Genomic DNA, 19809 nt, shown 5'->3' with positions numbered 1-19809 from the left:
GCAGCCCCGCAGGGGCGTCTCGAGACCTGCCCCGTCGGTAGGTGAGCGCTGAGGGCTCTGCTCCTGACGATGGTGGATCTACTTGGAAGAGACGCCCGCAGCCATGCTGGTCGAGTAGCCCCGCAGGGGCGTATCGAGACCTGCCCCGTCGGTAGGTGAGCGCTGAGGGCCCTGCTCCTGACGGTGGTGGATCTCGATACGCCCGCAGCGCGGGCTACTCGATCAGCAGGGAGGAGGTGCACTCGCGCCGCGCCCTACGCCCGCCCGAGCACCGCCGCGAACGCGTCCGCCGCCGCCTCCGCGTCCGAGGGCGTCGACTCCGCGCCGAAGCTGAAGCGCACCGCCGTCTGCGCGACGGCCGGCTCGAGGCCGAGCGCCAGGAGCGTCGGCGACGGCTCGTCGCGGCCGGCCGCGCAGGCCGAGCCGCTGGACACCACGACGCCGCGCTCCTCCAGGGCGAGCAGGATCGACTCGCCGCTGCGCCCCGGCACGACGAACGACGCGATCGAGGGGAGCCGGTGCTCCGCCGCCCCGAGAGGCACGGCCCGCGGCACCTCCGCCGCCACCCGCGCCGCGAACGCGTCGCGCACGGCCGAGACGCGGGCGCCCCGCGCGGGATCCACGAGCTGCACAGCCGCCCCGAGCGCCACCGCGAACGCCACGTTCTCCGTTCCCGAGCGCCGCGCCCGCTCCTGACCGCCGCCGTGCACGAGCGGCTCGAACGGCACGCGACTGCGCAGCAGCAGCGCCCCCACGCCCTTCGGCGCCCCGAGCTTGTGCCCCGAGATCGACACCGCGTCCGCGCCGAGTCCGGCGAGATCCACCCACCCCGCCGCCTGCACCGCGTCCACGTGCAGCGGGATCCGGTGCGGCCGGCAGAGCGCCGCGATCGCCGGCACGTCCTGCAGCGTGCCGATCTCGTTGCTCGCCGCCAGCACCGAGACCAGCGCCGTGTCCGGCCGCAGCAGCGCGGCGAGCGCCGCCACGTCGAGCCGCCCCTCGCCGTCCACCGGCGCGACCGAGACCTCGAAGCCGTGCAACCGCCGCAGATGATCGGCCGACTCCACCGTCGCCTCGTGCTCGATCGCCGAGATCACGACGTGCCGGCCGCGCCCCGCGGCGAGACCGCCGAGCGCGATGCCCTTGACCGCCGTGTTGATCGACTCGGTCCCGCCCGAGGTGAAGAGGACCTCCGAGCCGCGCCCGCCGAGGAAGCGCGCCACGTGCCGCCGCGCCTCCTCCAGCGCGCGCGCCGCCAAAGCGCCCAGCGCATGACTGCTCGACGGGTTGCCGTACTCGCCGGTCAGGAACGGCCACATCGCCTCGAGCACCTCGCGGCGCACGGGCGAGGTCGCCGCGTGGTCGAGGTAGATCACGCGGCCGGTGCCTCGATCGCGATGTCGAGGCCGAGGTCGAGCGAGCGGACGCTGTGCGTGAGCGCGCCGACGGAGATCACGTCGACGCCCGCCTCGGCGATGGCGCGGACCGTGTCGAGGTTCACCCCGCCGCTCGCCTCGACCACGGCCCGGCCGCCGATCAGGGCGACGCCCTGCGCCAGCTGCTCGGGGGTGAAGTTGTCGAGCATGATCGTGTCGGCGCCGCCGGCCAGGGCCGCGCCGATCTGCTCGAGCCGGTCGACCTCGACCTCGATGTGCGTCGTGTGCGAAACGGCCGCGCGCGCCGCGAGCAGCGCCTCCGTCAGGTCGAGACCGCGCTGCGCGAGGATCGCGAGGTGGTTGTCCTTCGCCAGGATCGCGTCCGAGAGTGAGAAGCGGTGGTTGTGCCCGCCGCCGCTGCGCACGGCGTGCCGCTCGAGGGCGCGCAGGCCCGGGGTGGTCTTCCGGGTGTCGACGATGCGCGCGCGGGTGCCCGCCACGGCCTCGACGTAGCGCGCGGTCAGCGTCGCGATGCCGCTCATCCGCTGCACGAGGTTAAGTGCCACGCGCTCGCCGCGCAGCACCCCGCCGGCCGGTCCGTCGATCCGGGCGAGGACGTCGCCGGCCGCGAAGACCGTGCCGTCGGCGGCGATGTCCTGCACCCTGATCCGCGAGTCGGCCTGCAGGAAGGTGCCGAGCAGCACCGCGCCGCCGCTGAAGACGCCGGGCTCGCGCGCGACGAGCGCCGCGGAGGCCGTCGCATCGGCGGGCAGCAGGGTGTCGGAGGTGAGGTCGCCCCAGGGGGCGTCCTCCTCCAGGGCCAGGGTGACGATGCGCTCGATGCTCTGACGGGTCAGCACGGGACGGCGACCTTTCTCGTACCGGCGACGCGGTAGGCGCTCGCCGAGGGGTGGGGGTGGTCGGTGCGGTGGTGGGCGCCGCGCGACTCGGCGCGGGCCAGGGCGGCGTCGATCAGGGCGAGGCCGCAGGCGCGGAGGTTCGCGTCCTCGAGGGTCGCCCGGGACAGCACGGCGGGGGAGCCGGCGGCGGCGAGGGCGGCCCGGGCGGTCTCGAGACCGGCGGAGTCGCGGGAGAGACCTGCGCCGGTCCAGAGCGTCTCCTGCAGCTGCGCGCGGTCGAGCGCGAGCGGCACGAGGGCGGAGGGCTCGACCGCGTCGGACGTCGGCGCATCGACCGGTCCGTCGAGCGCCGCCGCGACCCGCCGCGCGAACACGACGCCTTCGAGCAGGCTGTTCGACGCCAGCCGGTTCGCGCCGTGGACGCCGGTGCAGGCGACCTCGCCCACGGCGAAGAGCCCGGGGAGGCTGGTCCGCCCGTCGAGGTCGGTGGCGATCCCGCCCATCCAGTAGTGCGCGGCCGGCGTCACGGGGATGAGGTCGTCGGCGAGCGAGAGACCGCCCGCGCGGCAGGCGGCCGAGATGGTCGGGAAGCGCTGCGCGAGCACGTCCGCGGGAACGGCGCGCGCATCGAGGTGCACCGGCAGCCCACCCTGGAGCAGCATCCGGTCGGCGATCGCGCGGGCCACCACGTCGCGGGGCGCCAGCTCGGCGTCCGGGTGCACGCCGACGAGGAAGCGCACGCCCGCGGCGTCGCGCAGCACCGCGCCCTCGCCGCGGACCGCCTCCGACACCAGGAACCCGCCGGCCAGCGCGAGCCAGGTCGGGTGGAACTGGTAGAACTCCAGGTCGGCCGTCTGGGCACCGGCCCGGAGCGCCGCGGCGAGCCCGTCGCCGGTCGCGACCGCGGGGTTCGTGGTGTGCCGGTAGAGCTGCCCGGCGCCGCCGGTCGCGAGGACGACCGCGTCGGCGTCGATCCGCTCGACCCGGCCGTCCCGCAGCACGTCCACGCCGGTCACGGCGGCTCCCGGGCGCACCAGGTCGACCAGCACCGTCTCCTCGAGCACCGTGACGGCAGCGGCGCGCACCGCGGCGACGAGCGCCTCCTCGATCGCGGAGCCGGTCGCGTCGCCGCCGGCGTGCAGGATCCGCGGCCGCGAGTGCGCCCCCTCCAGCCCGCGGGCGAGCTCGTCGCCGTCGCGGTCGAAGCCGACGCCCCACGCCTGCAGCGCGGCGACCGCCGCCGGGCCTTCGGCGCAGAGCACCTCGACGGCCGAGCGCGAGCAGAGCCCGGCGCCCGCGGTCAGGGTGTCCTCGACGTGCAGAGCGACGGAGTCTCCCGCCGCGGTGACGGCGGCGATCCCGCCCTGCGCGGCGCGCGTGCTCGACTCCGCGAGCGCGCCCTTGGTGACGAGGACGACCTCGTGCCGGCGCGAGGCCAGCAGGGCGACGACCAGCCCGGCGATCCCGCTGCCGACCACGACGACGCGGGCCATGTCAGACCCCTGCCGCGGGAGCAGGAGCAGGAACGGGAGCGGCCGGACCGGCCGGCGGAACCGCCGCGAGCATCCGCTCGAGCGCCACGCGCGCCTGGTCCTGAACCGACTCGTCGACCGAGATCCGGTTGTGCACCGTCCCCGCGACCAGCCCCTCCAGCACCCAGGCGAGGTACCCCGGGTGGATCCGGTACATCGTCGAGCACGGGCAGACCACGTCGTCGAGGCAGAAGATCGTGTGCTGCGGGTACTGCACGGCGAGGCGCTGCACCAGGTTGATCTCGGTGCCGATCGCGAAGGTGCTGCCCGCCGGCGCGGCCTGGATCGCCTTGACGATGTAGTCGGTCGAGCCGTACTCGTCCGCCGCGTCGACGACGGCCATCGGGCACTCCGGGTGCACGATCACGCGGACGTCCGGGTGCTGGAGCCGCGCGCGCTCGATCTGCGCGACCGTGAAGCGCTTGTGCACCGAGCAGAAGCCGTGCCAGAGGATGACCTGCGCGTCGAGCAGCGTCGCCTCGTCCGAGCCGCCGCCCGGCTTCCGCGGGTTCCACATCGGCATCCGCTCGAGCGGCACGCCCATCGCCTTCGCGGTGTTGCGGCCGAGGTGCTGGTCGGGGAAGAAGAGGACCCGCTGCCCGCGCGCGAACGCGTCCTCGAGCACGGTGGTCGCGTTCGACGAGGTGCAGACCACGCCGCCGTTCCGTCCGCAGAAGGCCTTCAGCGCCGCGGAGGAGTTCATGTAGGTCACCGGGATCAGCGGCACCCGGCCGTCGGCGTCCGGCTCCGTGCCGTAGAGCTCGGTCAGCTCGGCCCAGGCGTCCTCGACCGAGTCGATGTCGGCCATGTCCGCCATCGAGCAGCCCGCGGCGAGGTTCGGCAGGATGACCGCCTGGTCCGGCCGGGAGAGGATGTCCGCGGTCTCGGCCATGAAGTGCACGCCGCAGAAGACGATCGCCTCGGCGTCGGGCCGGTTCGCCACCGCCTTCGCGAGCTGGAAGGAGTCGCCGACGAAGTCCGCGTACTGCACCACCTCGTCGCGCTGGTAGAAGTGGCCGAGCACGACGACGCGCTCGCCCAGCGTCTCCTTCGCCGCGAGGATGCGGCGGTGCAGCTCGTCGGCGCTCGCCGCGGTGTACTCGTCGGGGAGGCGGCCCTGCACGGGCGACGCCGCCGGGATCGGGTCCGCCTGCGAGGCGCCGGGTCCGTAGGCCGGGAGGCCGAGGTCGAACGCCCAGGGCGCCTCGGCGAGCTCGGGCGCGCAGGTCGCGCCGGGGGCGGCTCCCCGCTCGATGAGCTGGATGGTGCTGTCGACCGATGTCACGGTGTCTCCTCGATGGTGCGGTTCGGACGGGGGCGGCGGCCGGTGCGGGGCCGGCGGCGGCCTGGTGCGGGCGGCGGCCGGCGCTAGACCGGCAGGGGCCCGTTGTCGACGAGTGCCACGGACCCGTCGTAGCGGTACAGCCGGGGCGGGCGGTGACGGGTGCCCGTCAGCCGCTGCTCGGTCGGCACCACGGTCTTGGAGGCCTCGATCGTCCGGCGGAAGTTCGCCGGGTCGAGGGGCTTCTGCAGGACGGCCTCGTGCACCTCGCGCAGCTGGGCGAGCGTGAAGGTCTCGCCGAGGAAGGCCTGCGCGATCCGGGAGTACTCCATCTTGTTGCGCAGGCGCCAGAGGGCGTAGTCGACGATCAGCCCGTGATCGAAGGCCAGCTCGGGCAGCAGATCGGTGCAGAGCCAGGCGACGTTCTCGTCCACGATCGCCGCGTCGGCCTCGGAGGTGCGCACCAGGGCCCAGTAGACGATGGAGACGACGCGGCGCTCGCCGCGGGAGCGCTCGGTGCCGCCGACGGCGTAGAGCTGCTCCAGGTAGCGCGGGGCGAGGCCCGTCGTCTCGCGGAGGGTGCGGCGCGCCGCCTCGGCGAGGTCCTCGTCGGGCCGGAGCGGACCGCCGGGCAGCGCCCAGAGCCCCTGATACGGATCGCGGAGCCGGCGGACGACGGGGATCCAGACGGCCGCGGCCCCGGTCTCCGGATGCGGGCGCAGCGCGAAGATCACGGTGGACACCGCGAGCTGCGGCACTGCTGCCTCCACGAGACCCCCCTAAAGGTCACCCTGACCCTAACGACTCCCTCGAGCTTAGTGTCACCCCGACCCGAACACCAACCCGGTGCACGCCTTCCTCCCCGCCGCGAGATGCCACTTGCGTACGCGACACGCCGTGAGAAGCGTGCACAAGTGGCATCTCGCGGCGGGGGGACAGGACGCGCACCCGCCCGCTAGGGTGAGCGGACAACCGAATACCGGGCCGCATACGCGACGCGGGAGAGCCGACTCCGGTCGGCACCGAAGGAGCAAGCCTCCCCGCCAATCTCTCAGGTCTTGTACCGCGTCGAACTGGCCACTCTGGAAAGCGATCCGCAGAGGATCCGCCGATGGTGAAAGCGATCGCCCCGCGAGGGGCGGCGTGAATCTCTCAGGCACCACGACAGAGGGGGAGTTCCCACGGCACTGCTGTGCCACGCATCACCGACCTGTGCGGGCGCGTGCGCAGCACTGCGACGAAATGGAGAACTCCCATGTCTGACGAAAACCCTGTCGAAGAGACCCCTGCCGAGTCCGGCGCCCCCGAGACCGGCGGCATCGAGATCGACTCGCCCGACGCCACCGCGCCGAGCACCGAGCCCCGCCGTTCGCCGCTGCACGACGTGCACGTGGCCGCCGGCGCCTCCTTCACCGACTTCGCCGGCTGGTGGATGCCCGTCCGTTACTCCGGAGACCTCGCCGAGCACCACGCGGTCCGCACCGCGGCCGGCCTCTTCGACCTCTCCCACATGGGCGAGATCCTCGTCGTCGGCCCGGAGGCGGTGGACGCCCTCGACTACGCGCTCGCGAGCGACCTCTCCGCCGTCGCCGTCGGCCGCGCGAAGTACACCCTCCTGCTCGACCGCACCGGCGGCGTGATCGACGACCTCGTCGTCTACCGCACCGGCGAGGACCGCTTCATGGTCGTCGCGAACGCGGCCAACCGCCACGTCGTCGCCGAGCAGCTGCGCGACCGCACCGCGATGTTCGAGTGCGAGCTCTACGACGAGAGCGACGACGTCGCCCTGATCGCGATCCAGGGCCCGCGCTCGCTCGAGATCCTGCAGAACGTGCAGGGCCTCGCGATCGAGGTCGACCGCGGCGAGGAGTCGGTGCTCGACACCGACGACGCCGCCCGCCTGCTCGAGGAGCTGCGCTACTACCGGGCCGTGCCCGCCAGCTTCGAGGCGCACCCGATCCTGATCGCCCGCACCGGCTACACCGGCGAGGACGGCTTCGAGATCTACGTCGCCCCCGACACCGCCCCGGAGCTCTGGGAGGCGCTCGCCGAGACCGGCGCCGGCGCGGGCCTCGTCCCCGCCGGGCTCGCCGCGCGCGACACCCTCCGCCTCGAGGCGGGCATGCCGCTCTACGGCCACGAGCTCTCCCGCGACGTCTTCCCGGCGCAGGCCGGCCTGGGCCGCGTCGTCGCCCTCGGCAAGCCGATCGACTTCGTCGGCCGCGCGGCCAGCGAGGAGGGCCCCTCCGGCGACGCTCCCGTGCTCGTCGGCCTGATCGGCGAGGGCCGCCGCGCCGCCCGCGCCGAGTACAGCGTGCACGGCCCCGACGACGACGTCATCGGCGTCGTCACCAGCGGCGTCCTCTCGCCCACCCTCGGCGTGCCGATCGCGATGGCCTACGTCGCGCCGGCCTCCGCGCAGCCCGGCAGCGTCGTCTCCGTCGACATCCGCGGCAGCCGGCTCCCGATGACCGTCACCGAGCTCCCCTTCTACTCCAGAAAGAAGAACTGACCATGGCCGTTCCCACCGAGCTCCAGTACACCTCCGACCACGAGTGGATCCTGGTCGAGGGTGAGACCGCGACCGTCGGCATCACCGCGTACGCCGCCGACAAGCTCGGCGACGTCGTCTTCGTCGAGCTGCCCGAGGCGGGCAGCCGGGTCGAGGGCGGCAGCGTCGTCGGCGAGATCGAGTCGACCAAGTCGGTCGGCGAGCTGTTCGCCCCCGTCGACGGCGAGGTCCTCGAGACCAACGCCGCGGTGGTCGACAACCCCGAGCTGGTCAACGCCGACCCCTTCGGCGACGGCTGGCTGATCAAGGTGCGCTTCGACGCCCTGCCCGACGGCCTGCTCGACGCCGCCGCCTACGACGAGCTGGTGGGCGAGTAGATGGCGGCCCGCACGCCCGGAGAGTTCGAGTCCCGCCACATCGGGACCGACGCCGACGCCCAGCGCACCATGCTCGCCGCCCTCGGCTACGACTCCGTCGACGCGCTGGTCGAGGCCGCCGTCCCCGAGTCGATCCACGTCCGCGATCTCGCACCGGTGCTCCCCGCGCCGGCCACCGAGGCCGAGGCACTGGCCGAGCTGCGCGCCCTCGCCGCGCGCAACACCGTGCGACGTCCGCTGATCGGCCTCGGCTACCACGGCACGCTCACCCCGGCCGTGATCAAGCGCAACGTCCTCGAGAACCCGAGCTGGTACACGGCGTACACGCCGTACCAGCCCGAGATCTCCCAGGGCCGGCTCGAGGCGCTGATCAACTTCCAGACGATGGTCGCCGACCTCACCGGTCTCGACACCGCCGGCGCCTCGATGCTCGACGAGGGCACCGCCGTCGTCGAGGCGATGCTGCTGGCGCGCCGCGCCTCCAAGGCGAAGACCGACGTCTTCGTCGTCGACTCCGACGCGCTGCCGCAGACCCTCGCGCTGCTGCGCGGCCGGGCGGAGGCGGTCGGCATCCGCATCGTCGAGCTGCCGCTCTCGCGGACCGACGCGGACGAGCTGCCCGAGTCCTTCGGCGCCCTCGTCCAGTACCCCGGCGCGTCCGGCCACCTCTGGGACCCGTCCGCCGTCCTCGGCGCGGTCAAGGCGCACGGCGGTCTCGCGGTCGTCGCGGCCGACCTCCTCGCGCTCACCCTCGTCCGCTCGCCGGGCGAGCTCGGCGCCGACGTCGCCGTGGGCACCACCCAGCGCTTCGGCGTCCCGATGGGCTTCGGCGGGCCGCACGCCGGCTACCTCGCCGTCCGCAAGGGCCTCGAGCGCCAGCTGCCCGGACGCCTCGTCGGCGTCAGCCAGGACGCGGCGGGCAACCCCGCCTACCGGCTCTCACTGCAGGCGCGCGAGCAGCACATCCGCCGCGAGAAGGCGACCTCGAACATCTGCACCGCGCAGGTCCTGCTCGCCGTGATGGCCGCGATGTACGCGGTCTACCACGGTCCGGACGGCCTCGCCCGGATCGCCGAGCAGGTGCACTCCCGTGCCGCGCTGCTGGCGCGGCTCCTGCTCGACCGCGGCCACGCGCTCCGGCACGCCGACTTCTTCGACACCGTCGCGGTCGTCGTGCCGCAGGGCGCGGAGGCGGCCGTCTCCCGCGCCCGCGAGGCCGGCTTCGACCTGCGCCTCGTCGACGCGGACACCGTCGCGGTCGCCCTCGACGAGACCGTGACCCCGGAGGAGGTCGTGGCGGTCGCCGTCGCGATCGGCGACCTCGACGCCCGGCACGGCGTCCTCGCCGGCGCCGCGCGCAGCATCCCCGGCGCGCTGGAGCGGACCACGCCGTTCCTGGTGCACCCCGTCTTCAACACGCACCGCAGCGAGACCTCGATGATGCGCTACCTCAAGCGCCTCGCCGACGCCGACTACGCGCTGGACCGCGGCATGATCCCCCTGGGCTCCTGCACGATGAAGCTCAACGCCGCCGCCGAGATGGAGGCGGTCAGCTGGCCCGAGTTCGCCGGCCTGCACCCCTTCGCCCCCGAGGCCGACGTCGAGGGCTCCCTCGCCCTGATCGACCAGCTCGAGCGCTGGCTGGCGCACCTCACCGGCTACGACTCCGTCTCGCTGCAGCCCAACGCCGGCTCGCAGGGCGAGCTCGCCGGGCTCCTCGCCATCCGCGGCTACCACCGCTCGCGCGGTGATGAGGAGCGCACGGTCTGCCTCATCCCCTCGAGCGCCCACGGGACGAACGCGGCCAGCGCCGTCCTCGCCGGGATGCGTGTCGTGGTCGTCGCCTGCGACGAGCTCGGCAACGTCGACCTCGACGACCTCCGCGCGAAGATCGCGGAGCACGCCGAGGGCCTCGCCGCGCTGATGATCACCTACCCGTCCACCCACGGCGTCTACGAGCACGAGGTCGCCGAGATCTGCCGGCTCGTGCACGAGGCCGGCGGTCAGGTCTACGTCGACGGCGCGAACCTCAACGCGCTGCTCGGCTTCGCCCGCTTCGGCGACTTCGGCGGCGACGTCTCGCACCTCAACCTGCACAAGACGTTCTGCATCCCGCATGGCGGCGGCGGCCCCGGCGTCGGCCCGGTCGCCGCGAAGGCGCACCTCGCGCCGTTCCTGCCGGGCCACCCGCTCGCGCAGCGGCTCGAGCACTCCGTCGGCCAGCACGGCGAGACCGTCGTGCACGGCGGCGCTCCCGTCTCCGCGGCCCCGTACGGCAGCCCGGGCATCCTGCCGATCTCCTGGGCCTACGCCCGGATGATGGGCGAGGAGGGACTGCGCGCCGCCACCGGCGCGGCGGTGCTCTCGGCCAACTACGTCGCCGCCCGCCTGCGCGAGCACTACCCGGTGCTCTACACCGGCGGCAGCGGACTCGTCGCGCACGAGTGCATCCTCGACATCCGACCGCTCACCGCGGCCACCGGAGTGACGGTGGACGACGTCGCCAAGCGCCTCGTCGACTACGGCTTCCACGCGCCGACGATGAGCTTCCCCGTCGCGGGCACGCTGATGGTCGAGCCGACCGAGAGCGAGGACCTCGCCGAGATCGACCGCTTCATCGACGCGATGATCGGCATCAAGGCCGAGGCCGACCGCGTCGGCGCGGGGGAGTGGCCGGTGGACGACAACCCGCTGCGGGGCGCCCCGCACACCGCGGAGTGCCTCGTCGACGCCGAGTGGTCGCACCCGTACAGCCGCGAGGAGGCCGTCTACCCGGTCCGCTCGCTGGTGCGCGGCAAGTACTGGCCGCCGGTCCGCCGCGTCGACCAGGCCTACGGCGACCGCAACCTCGTCTGCGCCTGCCCGCCGATCGAGGCTTTCGCCTGATCCGCGCCTGACGCCCGCCGCCGATCCGTCGCGGACGGTCGTGTCCGCTCTCGCGATACGACCGTTCGTGACGGATCGGCTCGGCGTCGGACGACGAGGGGCGTCAAGGGGTGGGAGTGACCGAGGGCGTCGGCTGCGGCGTCGGCGCCGCGAACAGCTCCGGCCAGAGGGCGACCGCCAGCGGGTAGCCCACGAACGACACGATGTCGATGATCGAGTGCGCGATCACCAGCGGCAGCGTCCGCCCGAAGCGCTGGTAGAACAGCCCGAAGACCACGCCCATGATCACGTTGCCGATGAACGGCCCGATGCCCTGGTACAGGTGGTAGCTGCCTCGGAGCAGGGCGCTCGCGAACAGGATCCTCCACCGCCCCCAGCCGAGATCGCCCAGGCGCGCGAAGAGGTAGCCGATCATGATCACCTCCTCCTGCACCCCCGCCCGGATCGCGGAGAGCACCAGCACGGGCACCGTCCACCAGTAGGCGTCCAGCGGCGACGCCACGACCGCCACCGTGATCCCGAGCGCCCGGCCGAGCGCGTACAGACCGATGCCGGGTGCGCCGATCGCCACCGCGAGCACGATTCCTGTGCCGAGGTCGGGGAGCGGCCGGCGCAGGTCGAGACCGAGCCGACCGAGCGGACGCCGGCCGCCCTGCCAGAGCAGGAAGACGCACAGCAGCACCGGCACGAGGTCGAAGAACAGCGCGAGCAGCTGGTAGATCAGGTCGAAAGCGGGCCGGTCGCTGAGCGCTCCGTTGATCGTCGTCGACTGCTGCCCGAGCGACACCGAGCGGGTGAGCTTGTTGGCGATCGAGACGACGGAGTAGACCGCCGACGCCCCGAGGGAGAGCCCGAGGACCAGGAGGATCTCCGCCCCGATCCGGCCCCGGGACTGTGCGGACGCTGGGGGAGCGGTGGACACGCGGGCCCCTTCCTCGGATTCGCTGGTGTGCGCGGAACGACGCGCAGACGCACGTTTCGTGCGAATCCGCGCAAGGATTCCACCTCCTGGTTACCGCTGTGTAACGGTTTCCTCATCGTTTTGTGGCGATAGGCAGTCGATACATAGTCTCGTCGGAGGCATTCGCGCGGTGGCCACCAGTCTCGCGCGCCGACGTCGTCGCCACGCGCACGGCACTCCACGCGTCAGGGAAACCACTTCTCGCGCGCCCCCACACCACTGGAGGAATTGTGAAAATCAGACGTTACGGCCTCGGAGCTCTGGCGCTCGTCGCCGCGAGCACGCTGGTCCTGGCCGGCTGCAGCAGCTCGAACGACTCGGGCGGGGGAGACGCGAGCGGCGACACCGCCGCGATCATCTCCACCAACGGCTCGGAGCCGCAGAACCCGCTGGTCCCGACCAACACCAACGAGGTGGGCGGCGGCAAGATCCTCGACGAGATCTTCGCGGGCCTGGTCTACTACGACGCCGAGGGGGCGCCGAACAACGACGTCGCCGAGTCGATCGAGTCGGACGACGCGCAGAACTACACCATCACCATCAAGGACGGCCTGACGTTCACGAACGGCGACCCGGTGACCTCGAGCTCCTTCATCGACGCCTGGAACTACGGCGCGAAGCTCTCGAACAACCAGCTCAGCTCGTCATTCTTCGCGAACTTCGAGGGCTACAGCGACACCGAGGACAGCGAGCTCACCGGCCTCAAGGCCGTGGACGACACCACCTTCACCGTGGCGCTCAAGTCCCCGCAGTCGGACTTCCCGATCAGCCTCGGCTACTCGGCGTACTACCCGCTGCCCGCCGTCGCGTTCGACGACATGGCCGCGTTCGGCGAGAACCCGATCGGCAACGGCCCGTACAAGCTGGCCGGCGACGACGCGTGGCAGCACGACGTCCAGATCGACCTGGTCAAGAACGAGGACTACTCCGGTCCCCGCGAGGCGCAGAACGGCGGCCTGAAGATCGTCTTCTACGCCACCCAGGACGCGTCCTACGCCGACCTCCTCGGCGGCAACGTCGACGTGGTCGACCAGATCCCGGACTCCGCCTTCGGCACCTTCGAGAGCGACCTCGGCGACCGCGCCGTGAACCAGCCCGCCGCGATCTTCCAGTCCTTCACCATCCCGGAGCGCCTCGCGCACTTCAGCGGTGAGGAGGGCCAGCTGCGCCGTCAGGCCATCTCGATGGCCTTCGACCGCAAGGAGATCACCGACGTGATCTTCGAGGGCACCCGCACCCCCGCCTCCGACTTCACCTCCCCGGTGATCGACGGCTACAGCGACTCCCTCGAGGGCGCCGACGTGCTCGAGTACAACCCCGACGAGGCCAAGGCGCTGTGGGCTCAGGCCGACGCGATCAGCCCCTGGGACGGCACCTTCAAGATCGCCTACAACGCGGACGGCGGCCACCAGGGCTGGGTCGACGCGGTGACCAACTCGATTAAGAACACGCTGGGCATCGAGGCCGAGGGCGACGCCTACCCGACCTTCGCCGAGGCGCGCACCAAGATCGTCGACCGCTCGATCGAGACGGCGTTCCGCACCGGTTGGCAGGCCGACTACCCGAGCCTCTACAACTTCCTCGGACCGCTCTACGTGACCGGCGCCTCGTCGAACGACGGCGACTACACGAACCCCGAGTTCGACGCTCTCGTCGCCTCGGGCCTCTCCGACGCCGACACCGACGCTGCGAACACCACGTTCCAGCAGGCACAGGAGACCCTCCTCACCGACCTCCCGGCGCTGCCGCTCTGGTACGCGAACGTGACCGGCGGCTACGGCGAGGGCGTGTCGAACGTCGAGTTCGGCTGGAACTCGGTGCCGCTCTACTACGAGATCACCAAGAACTAAGCTCGAACCACTGGGGCGCTTCGCCCGTGCCGCCGGCCACCAGGTCACGGCACGGGCGGAGCGCCCTGTTTCGGTCACAATCGAATGAGGTCCCCATCCATGCGACTCCGGAACCGGCTGGGCTGACATGCTCGCCTACATCGTCCGACGCATCCTGCAAGCCGTCCCCGTGCTCATCGGCACCACGTTCCTCATCTACTTCATGGTCTTCTCCATGCCGGGGAACCCGCTCCTGTCGCTCTTCGGCGACAAGACGCCGAGCCCCGCGCTCCTCGCCCGCCTCGAGGAGCAGTACCACCTGAACGAGCCGTTCATCGTCCAGTACCTGTACTACCTGGGAGGCGTCGTCCGCGGCGACTTCGGCATCTCGTTCTCGGGCCAGTCGGTCAACGAGATCCTCGCCCGCACCTTCCCGGTGACCCTGACCCTCGCGATGATGGCGATCATCATCGAGATCGTCGTGGCGCTGACCATCGGCCTCATCAGCGGACTGCGCAAGGGCAGCTTCTTCGACGCGAGCGCCCTGGTCGTCAGCCTCCTGCTCGTCTCGGTGCCGATCTTCGTGCTCTGCTTCATCGCGCAGTCGTTCTTCGCGATCCAGCTGGGCTGGTTCCCTCCGACGGTCGGTGCCGACGCGTCGTTCCAGAGGCTCCTGCTCCCGGCGATCGTGCTCGCGCTGTTCGTGGTCGCCTCGGCGATCCGCCTGACCCGCGGCTCGGTCATCGAGACCGCCGGCTCGGACTTCGTGCGCACCGCGTACAGCAAGGGACTCTCGCGTCGTCGCGTCATCCCGGTGCACGTCCTGCGCAACTCGCTGATCCCGGTCACCACGCAGTTCGGAGCCGACTTCGGCCTCCTGATCGTCGGTGCCACCGTGACCGAGGGCATCTTCAACGTTCCCGGCGTCGGGAACACGCTCTACCAGGCGATCATCCGAGGGGAGCGACCGACCGTCGTCTCCTTCGTCACGGTCATGGTGCTGTTCTACCTCGTGGTGAACATCCTCGTCGACCTGCTCTACGCCGTACTCGACCCGAGGATCCGCTATGCCAAATGAGTTCTCCGGCGGCGCGCAGAAGGCCCGCCGCATCGACCACTTCGTCGCCCCGCTCGAGGAGACGCCGATCGCGTCCGTCGACGCGGTCAGCCTCGACGAGAAGCCCAGCAACCTCTGGACCGACGCCTGGCGTGACCTGCGCAAGCGCCCGATGTTCTGGATCTCCGGCGTGATGATCGTCGTGATCATCGCGGTCGCCCTGCTCCCCGGCCTGTTCACCTCGGTGGACCCGCGGCAGTGCGCGCTCTCGTTCAGCAACCAGGGCCCGGGCGGCGGCAGCCTGCTCGGCTACACCAAGCAGGGCTGCGACGTCTTCTCGCGCATCATCCACGGCACGTCCACGTCGCTGACCGTCGGTCTGATCGTGATCGTCATCACGACCGTGTCCGGCGTCATCGGCGGCGCGCTGGCCGGCTTCTTCGGCGGCTGGGTCGACACCGTGATCATGCGCCTGGGCGACATCTTCTTCTCGATCCCCTACATCCTCGCCGCGGTCGTCATCATGTCGGTCTTCTCGGCCTACCGGAACGTCTTCGTCATCGCCCTGGCGATCGGAGCGTTCGCCTGGCCGACGACGGCGCGCGTGCTGCGCTCCGAGGTCCTCCGCGTCAAGCAGTCCGACTTCGTCGGCGCCGCCACCGCGACGGGCCTGTCCAAGATGGCGATCCTGTTCCGGCACGTGCTGCCGAACTCGATCGCTCCGGTCATCGTCGTCACGACCATCTCGCTCGGCGCGGCCATCACCGCGGAGGCGACGCTGTCGTTCCTCGGCGTCGGCCTGCCCGGCTCGGTGATGTCCTGGGGCAACGACATCAGCCAGGCGCAGCGCGACCTGCGCACCAACCCGCAGACGCTGATCTACCCGTCGATCGCGCTGACGGTGACGGTGCTGAGCTTCATCCTCCTGGGCGAGTCGCTCCGCGACGCGCTCGACCCGAAGGCGAGGGCCCTCCGATGACGTCCACGACACCGAGCACCCCGCAGGGGCCGCTGCTCCAGGTCACCGACCTCGAGGTCGGCTTCCAGACCGGCAGCGGATTGGTCCCCGCCCTCCGCGGCGTCAGCCTGACGATCGAGCACGGCCAGACCGTCGCGATCGTCGGCGAGTCCGGCTCCGGCAAGTCGACGACCGCCGCGGCGATCATCGGCCTGCTCCCCGGCACCGGCACGGTCACTGGCGGCTCCGTGCTGTTCGACGGCAAGGACCTCGCGAAGGCGACCAGGACCGAGCTGGAGGACATCCGAGGCCGCCGGATCGGCTACGTGCCGCAGGACCCGATGTCCAACCTCAACCCGGTCTGGTCGGTCGGCTTCCAGGTCGAGGAGACGATCAAGGCCAACGGCCTCGCCTCCGGCCGCAAGGAGGTCCGTGCCAAGGCGATCGAGGTCCTGCAGAACGCCGGGCTCGCGGACGCCGAGAAGCGGCTCAAGCAGTTCCCGCACCAGTTCTCCGGCGGCATGCGCCAGCGGGTGCTGATCGGCATCGGCCTGGCCGCGTCGCCGCAGCTGCTGATCGCGGACGAGCCCACCTCGGCGCTCGACGTGACGGTGCAGCGGCGCATCCTCGACCACCTCGAGACCCTGACGAGGACCGACGGCACCGCGCTGCTCTTCATCACGCACGACCTGGGCCTCGCCGCCGAGCGCGCCGAGAAGCTCATCGTGATGTACAAGGGCCGGATCGTGGAGTCGGGCGCCTCGGTGGAGGTGCTGCAGAACCCGCAGCACCCCTACACGCAGCGCCTGATCGCCGCGGCGCCGAGCCTCGCCTCGCGCCGCATCCAGTCCACCGCCGGCACGGCGACCGAGGCGGTGCCCGGCGAGTCCGACGCCGTCCGCGAGGTCGACCTGGTCGGCGCGGCCGGCGCCCACCACGGCGCGGCGACCACCACCGCGCGGCCGATGATCGAGCTCGACGGGCTCACCAAGGTCTTCAAGATCCGCCGCGGCGGGCTGAAGGCCGAGGACTTCACGGCGGTCGACGACGTGTCGTTCTCGATCCCCAAGGGCACCACCACGGCGCTCGTGGGGGAGTCGGGCTCGGGCAAGTCGACGATCGCCCGCCTCGTGCTCGGTCTCGAGACGGCGACGTCCGGCGCGATCTCGATCGACGGCCGCCGCACCGAGAAGCTCCGCGGCAAGGAGATGCTGGCGCTGCGGCGCTCGATGCAGCCGGTGTTCCAGGACCCGTACGGCTCGCTCGACCCGCTGCACAACATCGGCAACACCATCTCGGAGCCGCTGCGGGTGCACAAGGTCGGCGACCGCACCTCGCAGCGCGAGCGCGTGCTCGAGCTGCTCGACCAGGTGTCCCTCCCGCGGGTCATCGCGAGCCGCTACCCGAACGAGCTCTCCGGCGGCCAGCGCCAGCGCGTGGCGATCGCCCGCGCGCTCGCGCTCAAGCCCGAGATCGTGGTGCTCGACGAGGCGGTGTCGGCCCTGGACGTGCTCGTCCAGGCGCAGATCCTCCGCCTCCTGGCGGACCTGCAGGCCGAGCTCGGGCTGACCTACCTGTTCATCACGCACGACCTCGCCGTGGTCCGCGTGATCGCGGACGACGTCTGCGTGATGCAGAAGGGCCGGATCGTCGAGCACGCCTCGACCGACACCGTGTTCGAGTCGCCGCAGCAGGAGTACACCCGCGAGCTGCTCGCCGCCATCCCCGGCGCCGGGATCGAGTTCGCGGTCTAGTCCGCCGGATCCACTCCACGAGGGCCCCGTTCCGGGCCGGCGACACCCGATGTTCATCGGGTCGCCGGCCCGGAACGGGGCCCTCCGCCGTCTCGGCGCGAGCCTGCGGTACGATGGAGGGTCCCCCTTACTGCACGAGAACACGAGACGAGTCCGTTCACATGGCAAGTGCCACCCGCTCCGACCTGCGCAACGTCGCGATCGTCGCCCACGTCGACCATGGCAAGACCACCCTGGTGGACGCCATGCTCAAGCAGACGAACTCCTTCGACGCGCACGCCCACGTGGACGAGCGCGCGATGGACTCGAACGAGCTCGAGCGCGAGAAGGGCATCACGATCCTCGCGAAGAACACCGCTGTGTCCTACAGCGGCAAGCACGCGGTCGACGGCCCCATCACGATCAACGTGATCGACACCCCCGGCCACGCCGACTTCGGCGGCGAGGTCGAGCGCGGCCTGTCGATGGTCGACGGCGTCTGCCTCCTCGTCGACGCGTCGGAGGGCCCCCTCCCGCAGACCCGCTTCGTGCTGCGCAAGGCGCTCGAGGCGAAGCTCCCCGTCATCCTGCTGGTCAACAAGACCGACCGCCCCGATGCCCGCATCGACGAGGTCGTCGCCGAGAGCCAGGACCTCCTCCTCGGCCTCGCCTCCGACATGGCGGACGACGTCCCCGACCTCGACCTCGACGCCATCCTCGACGTCCCCGTCGTCTACGCGTCCGGCAAGGCCGGCCGGGCCTCCGCGAACAAGCCGGAGGACGGCACGCTGCCCGACGCCGAGGACCTCGAGCCGCTGTTCGAGGCGATCCTCAAGCACATCCCGGCGCCGACCTTCGACGACGAGGCGCCCCTCCAGGCCCACGTCACCAACCTCGACGCGTCGCCGTTCCTCGGCCGCCTCGCCCTCCTCCGCGTCTTCAACGGCACGATCAAGAAGGGCCAGACCGTCGCCTGGGTCCACCACGACGGCTCGCACACCAACGCGCGCATCACCGAGCTGCTGATCACGAAGGCGCTCGACCGCTACCCGGCCGAGACCGCCGGCCCCGGCGACATCGTCGCGATCGCGGGCTTCCCCGAGATCACCATCGGCGAGACCATCGCCGACCCGGAGGACATCCGCCCGCTGCCGGCCATCACGGTCGACGACCCGGCGATCTCGATGACCATCGGCACCAACACCTCGCCGCTGGTCGGCAAGGTCAAGGGCCACAAGCTCACGGCGCGCATGGTCAAGGACCGCCTCGACCGCGAGCTCATCGGAAACGTGTCGCTCAAGGTCCTCGACATCGGCCGCCCCGACTCGTGGGAGGTCCAGGGCCGCGGCGAGCTCGCACTGGCCATCCTCGTCGAGCAGATGCGCCGCGAGGGCTTCGAGCTCACGGTCGGCAAGCCGCAGGTGGTCACCCGCCAGGTCGACGGCAAGGTGCACGAGCCCTTCGAGCACCTCACCATCGACGCTCCGGAGGAGTACCTCGGCGCGATCACCCAGCTCCTCGCCGCCCGCAAGGGCCGTATGGAGAACATGGCGAACCACGGCACCGGCTGGGTCCGCATGGAGTTCATCGTCCCCTCGCGCGGCCTGATCGGCTTCCGCACCGAGTTCCTCACCACCACGCGCGGCACCGGCATCGCGAACGCGATCCTGCACGGCTACGAGCCGTGGGCCGGCGCCATCGTCACCCGCAACAACGGCTCGATCGTCGCCGACCGCACCGGCGTCGTGACGCCGTTCGCGATCATCGCCCTGCAGGAGCGGATGACCTTCTTCGTGAACCCCACCGAGGAGGTCTACGAGGGCATGGTCATCGGCGAGAACTCGCGCAACGACGACATGGACGTGAACATCACCAAGGAGAAGAAGCTGACCAACATGCGTCAGTCCACCTCCGACACGTTCGAGTCGATGACGCCCTCGCGCCAGCTGACGCTCGAGGAGTGCCTCGAGTTCGCCCGCGAGGACGAGTGCGTCGAGGTCACCCCCGAGATCGTCCGCATCCGCAAGGTCGAGCTGGACGCGAACGCCCGCGCCCGCGCGACCAGCCGCCTCAAGAAGCAGGCCTGACCCGGGGCGCCCCAGCGGCGCTCCCACGACGCACGACCGGCCGGAGCCCGCTCCGCCGGTCGTTCGTCGTTCCGCGGTCCGCCGGGTCTCGATACGCCCTCTCCGAGGGCTACTCGACCACCATGGGCTGCAGCATGCCGGTCGAGTAGCCGCGCAGCGGCGTATCGAGACCCAGGTCCGGCAGAGCGTGGGTCTCGATACGCCCTCTCCGAGGGCTACTCGACCAGCATGGAGCGCAGCATGCTGGTCGAGTAGCCGCGGAACGCGGCGTATCGAGCGGCGAAGCCGCTTCGCGTCTCGGTGGTGAGGGAAAACTGCTTGTGGCTGGGCGGGTGTGGTTCGAAGATGGTGGTGTCGTG

14 protein-coding genes and 1 riboswitch are annotated in these 19809 nt (G+C 71.5%); of the genes, 8 read left to right on the top strand and 6 right to left on the bottom strand.

The window, feature by feature from the left end:
• Positions 1 to 254: 254 nt before the first annotated feature.
• The 5 genes from EDF35_RS18230 to EDF35_RS18210 all read right to left on the bottom strand — a co-directional run bounded on the left by EDF35_RS18230 (position 255) and on the right by EDF35_RS18210 (position 5820).
• Complete coding sequence (locus tag EDF35_RS18230; RefSeq protein ID WP_133963363.1) at positions 255 to 1376, bottom strand: cysteine desulfurase family protein; 1122 nt, start codon at positions 1374 to 1376, stop codon at positions 255 to 257.
• Positions 1373 to 2236, bottom strand: a complete 864-nt coding sequence (nadC, locus tag EDF35_RS18225; protein ID WP_133963362.1) for a carboxylating nicotinate-nucleotide diphosphorylase — start codon at positions 2234 to 2236, stop codon at positions 1373 to 1375. Before nadC ends, EDF35_RS18230 begins: the two co-directional genes overlap by 4 nt.
• Positions 2230 to 3729: an L-aspartate oxidase gene (gene nadB, locus EDF35_RS18220; RefSeq protein WP_133963361.1), complete on the bottom strand. Its 1500-nt coding sequence runs from the start codon at positions 3727 to 3729 to the stop codon at positions 2230 to 2232. The genes nadC and nadB overlap by 7 nt, the downstream gene beginning before the upstream one ends.
• A gap of 1 nt (position 3730) precedes the next feature.
• Positions 3731 to 5053, bottom strand: a complete 1323-nt coding sequence (nadA, locus tag EDF35_RS18215; RefSeq protein WP_133963360.1) for a quinolinate synthase NadA — start codon at positions 5051 to 5053, stop codon at positions 3731 to 3733.
• 83 nt (positions 5054 to 5136) lie between these two features.
• On the bottom strand, positions 5137 to 5820 hold the full coding sequence (locus tag EDF35_RS18210; protein WP_123445439.1) for an NUDIX domain-containing protein: 684 nt from the start codon (positions 5818 to 5820) through the stop codon (positions 5137 to 5139).
• A gap of 218 nt (positions 5821 to 6038) precedes the next feature.
• Positions 6039 to 6126: riboswitch (glycine riboswitch) on the top strand.
• Positions 6127 to 6305: 179 nt separating this feature from the next.
• Between EDF35_RS18210 and gcvT the strand changes: the two genes are divergently transcribed.
• From gcvT to gcvP, 3 genes are read left to right on the top strand one after another with little or no spacing between them, the layout of a single operon-like run.
• Positions 6306 to 7562 carry a glycine cleavage system aminomethyltransferase GcvT gene (gene gcvT, locus EDF35_RS18205; RefSeq protein ID WP_133963359.1) on the top strand — a complete coding sequence of 419 codons (1257 nt, stop codon included), beginning with the start codon at positions 6306 to 6308 and terminating at the stop codon, positions 7560 to 7562.
• Between the two features lie 2 nt (positions 7563 to 7564).
• A complete protein-coding gene (gene gcvH, locus EDF35_RS18200) occupies positions 7565 to 7939 on the top strand; it encodes a glycine cleavage system protein GcvH (protein ID WP_123702805.1) in 375 nt (124 codons plus the stop codon).
• Positions 7940 to 10825 (top strand): aminomethyl-transferring glycine dehydrogenase, encoded by a 2886-nt coding sequence (gene gcvP, locus EDF35_RS18195; protein ID WP_133963358.1) that lies wholly within the window; start codon positions 7940 to 7942, stop codon positions 10823 to 10825.
• A 103-nt stretch (positions 10826 to 10928) separates the two neighbouring features.
• On the opposite strand, the gene EDF35_RS18190 is transcribed toward gcvP, so the two are convergent.
• Entirely contained in the window at positions 10929 to 11747 is an 819-nt protein-coding gene (locus EDF35_RS18190; RefSeq protein WP_133963357.1) for a CPBP family intramembrane glutamic endopeptidase, read from the bottom strand.
• Positions 11748 to 12016: 269 nt separating this feature from the next.
• Between EDF35_RS18190 and EDF35_RS18185 the strand changes: the two genes are divergently transcribed.
• From EDF35_RS18185 to typA, 5 genes are all read left to right on the top strand, one after another.
• On the top strand, positions 12017 to 13636 hold the full coding sequence (locus EDF35_RS18185; protein WP_123702811.1) for an ABC transporter substrate-binding protein: 1620 nt from the start codon (positions 12017 to 12019) through the stop codon (positions 13634 to 13636).
• A 127-nt stretch (positions 13637 to 13763) separates the two neighbouring features.
• Positions 13764 to 14693, top strand: a complete 930-nt coding sequence (locus EDF35_RS18180) for an ABC transporter permease (RefSeq protein WP_123445445.1) — start codon at positions 13764 to 13766, stop codon at positions 14691 to 14693.
• Positions 14683 to 15651: an ABC transporter permease gene (locus EDF35_RS18175; protein ID WP_123445446.1), complete on the top strand. Its 969-nt coding sequence runs from the start codon at positions 14683 to 14685 to the stop codon at positions 15649 to 15651. Before EDF35_RS18180 ends, EDF35_RS18175 begins: the two co-directional genes overlap by 11 nt.
• Positions 15648 to 17384, top strand: coding sequence for an ABC transporter ATP-binding protein (locus EDF35_RS18170; protein ID WP_123702813.1), 1737 nt, complete (start codon positions 15648 to 15650; stop codon positions 17382 to 17384). Before EDF35_RS18175 ends, EDF35_RS18170 begins: the two co-directional genes overlap by 4 nt.
• A gap of 161 nt (positions 17385 to 17545) precedes the next feature.
• Complete coding sequence (gene typA / locus EDF35_RS18165; protein WP_123445448.1) at positions 17546 to 19450, top strand: translational GTPase TypA; 1905 nt, start codon at positions 17546 to 17548, stop codon at positions 19448 to 19450.
• Positions 19451 to 19809 lie beyond the last annotated feature (359 nt).

Source organism: Rathayibacter sp. PhB151 (assembly GCF_004366415.1).
Classification (GTDB): domain Bacteria; phylum Actinomycetota; class Actinomycetes; order Actinomycetales; family Microbacteriaceae; genus Rathayibacter; species Rathayibacter festucae.
This window is presented reverse-complemented; position numbering and strand designations above follow the sequence as displayed.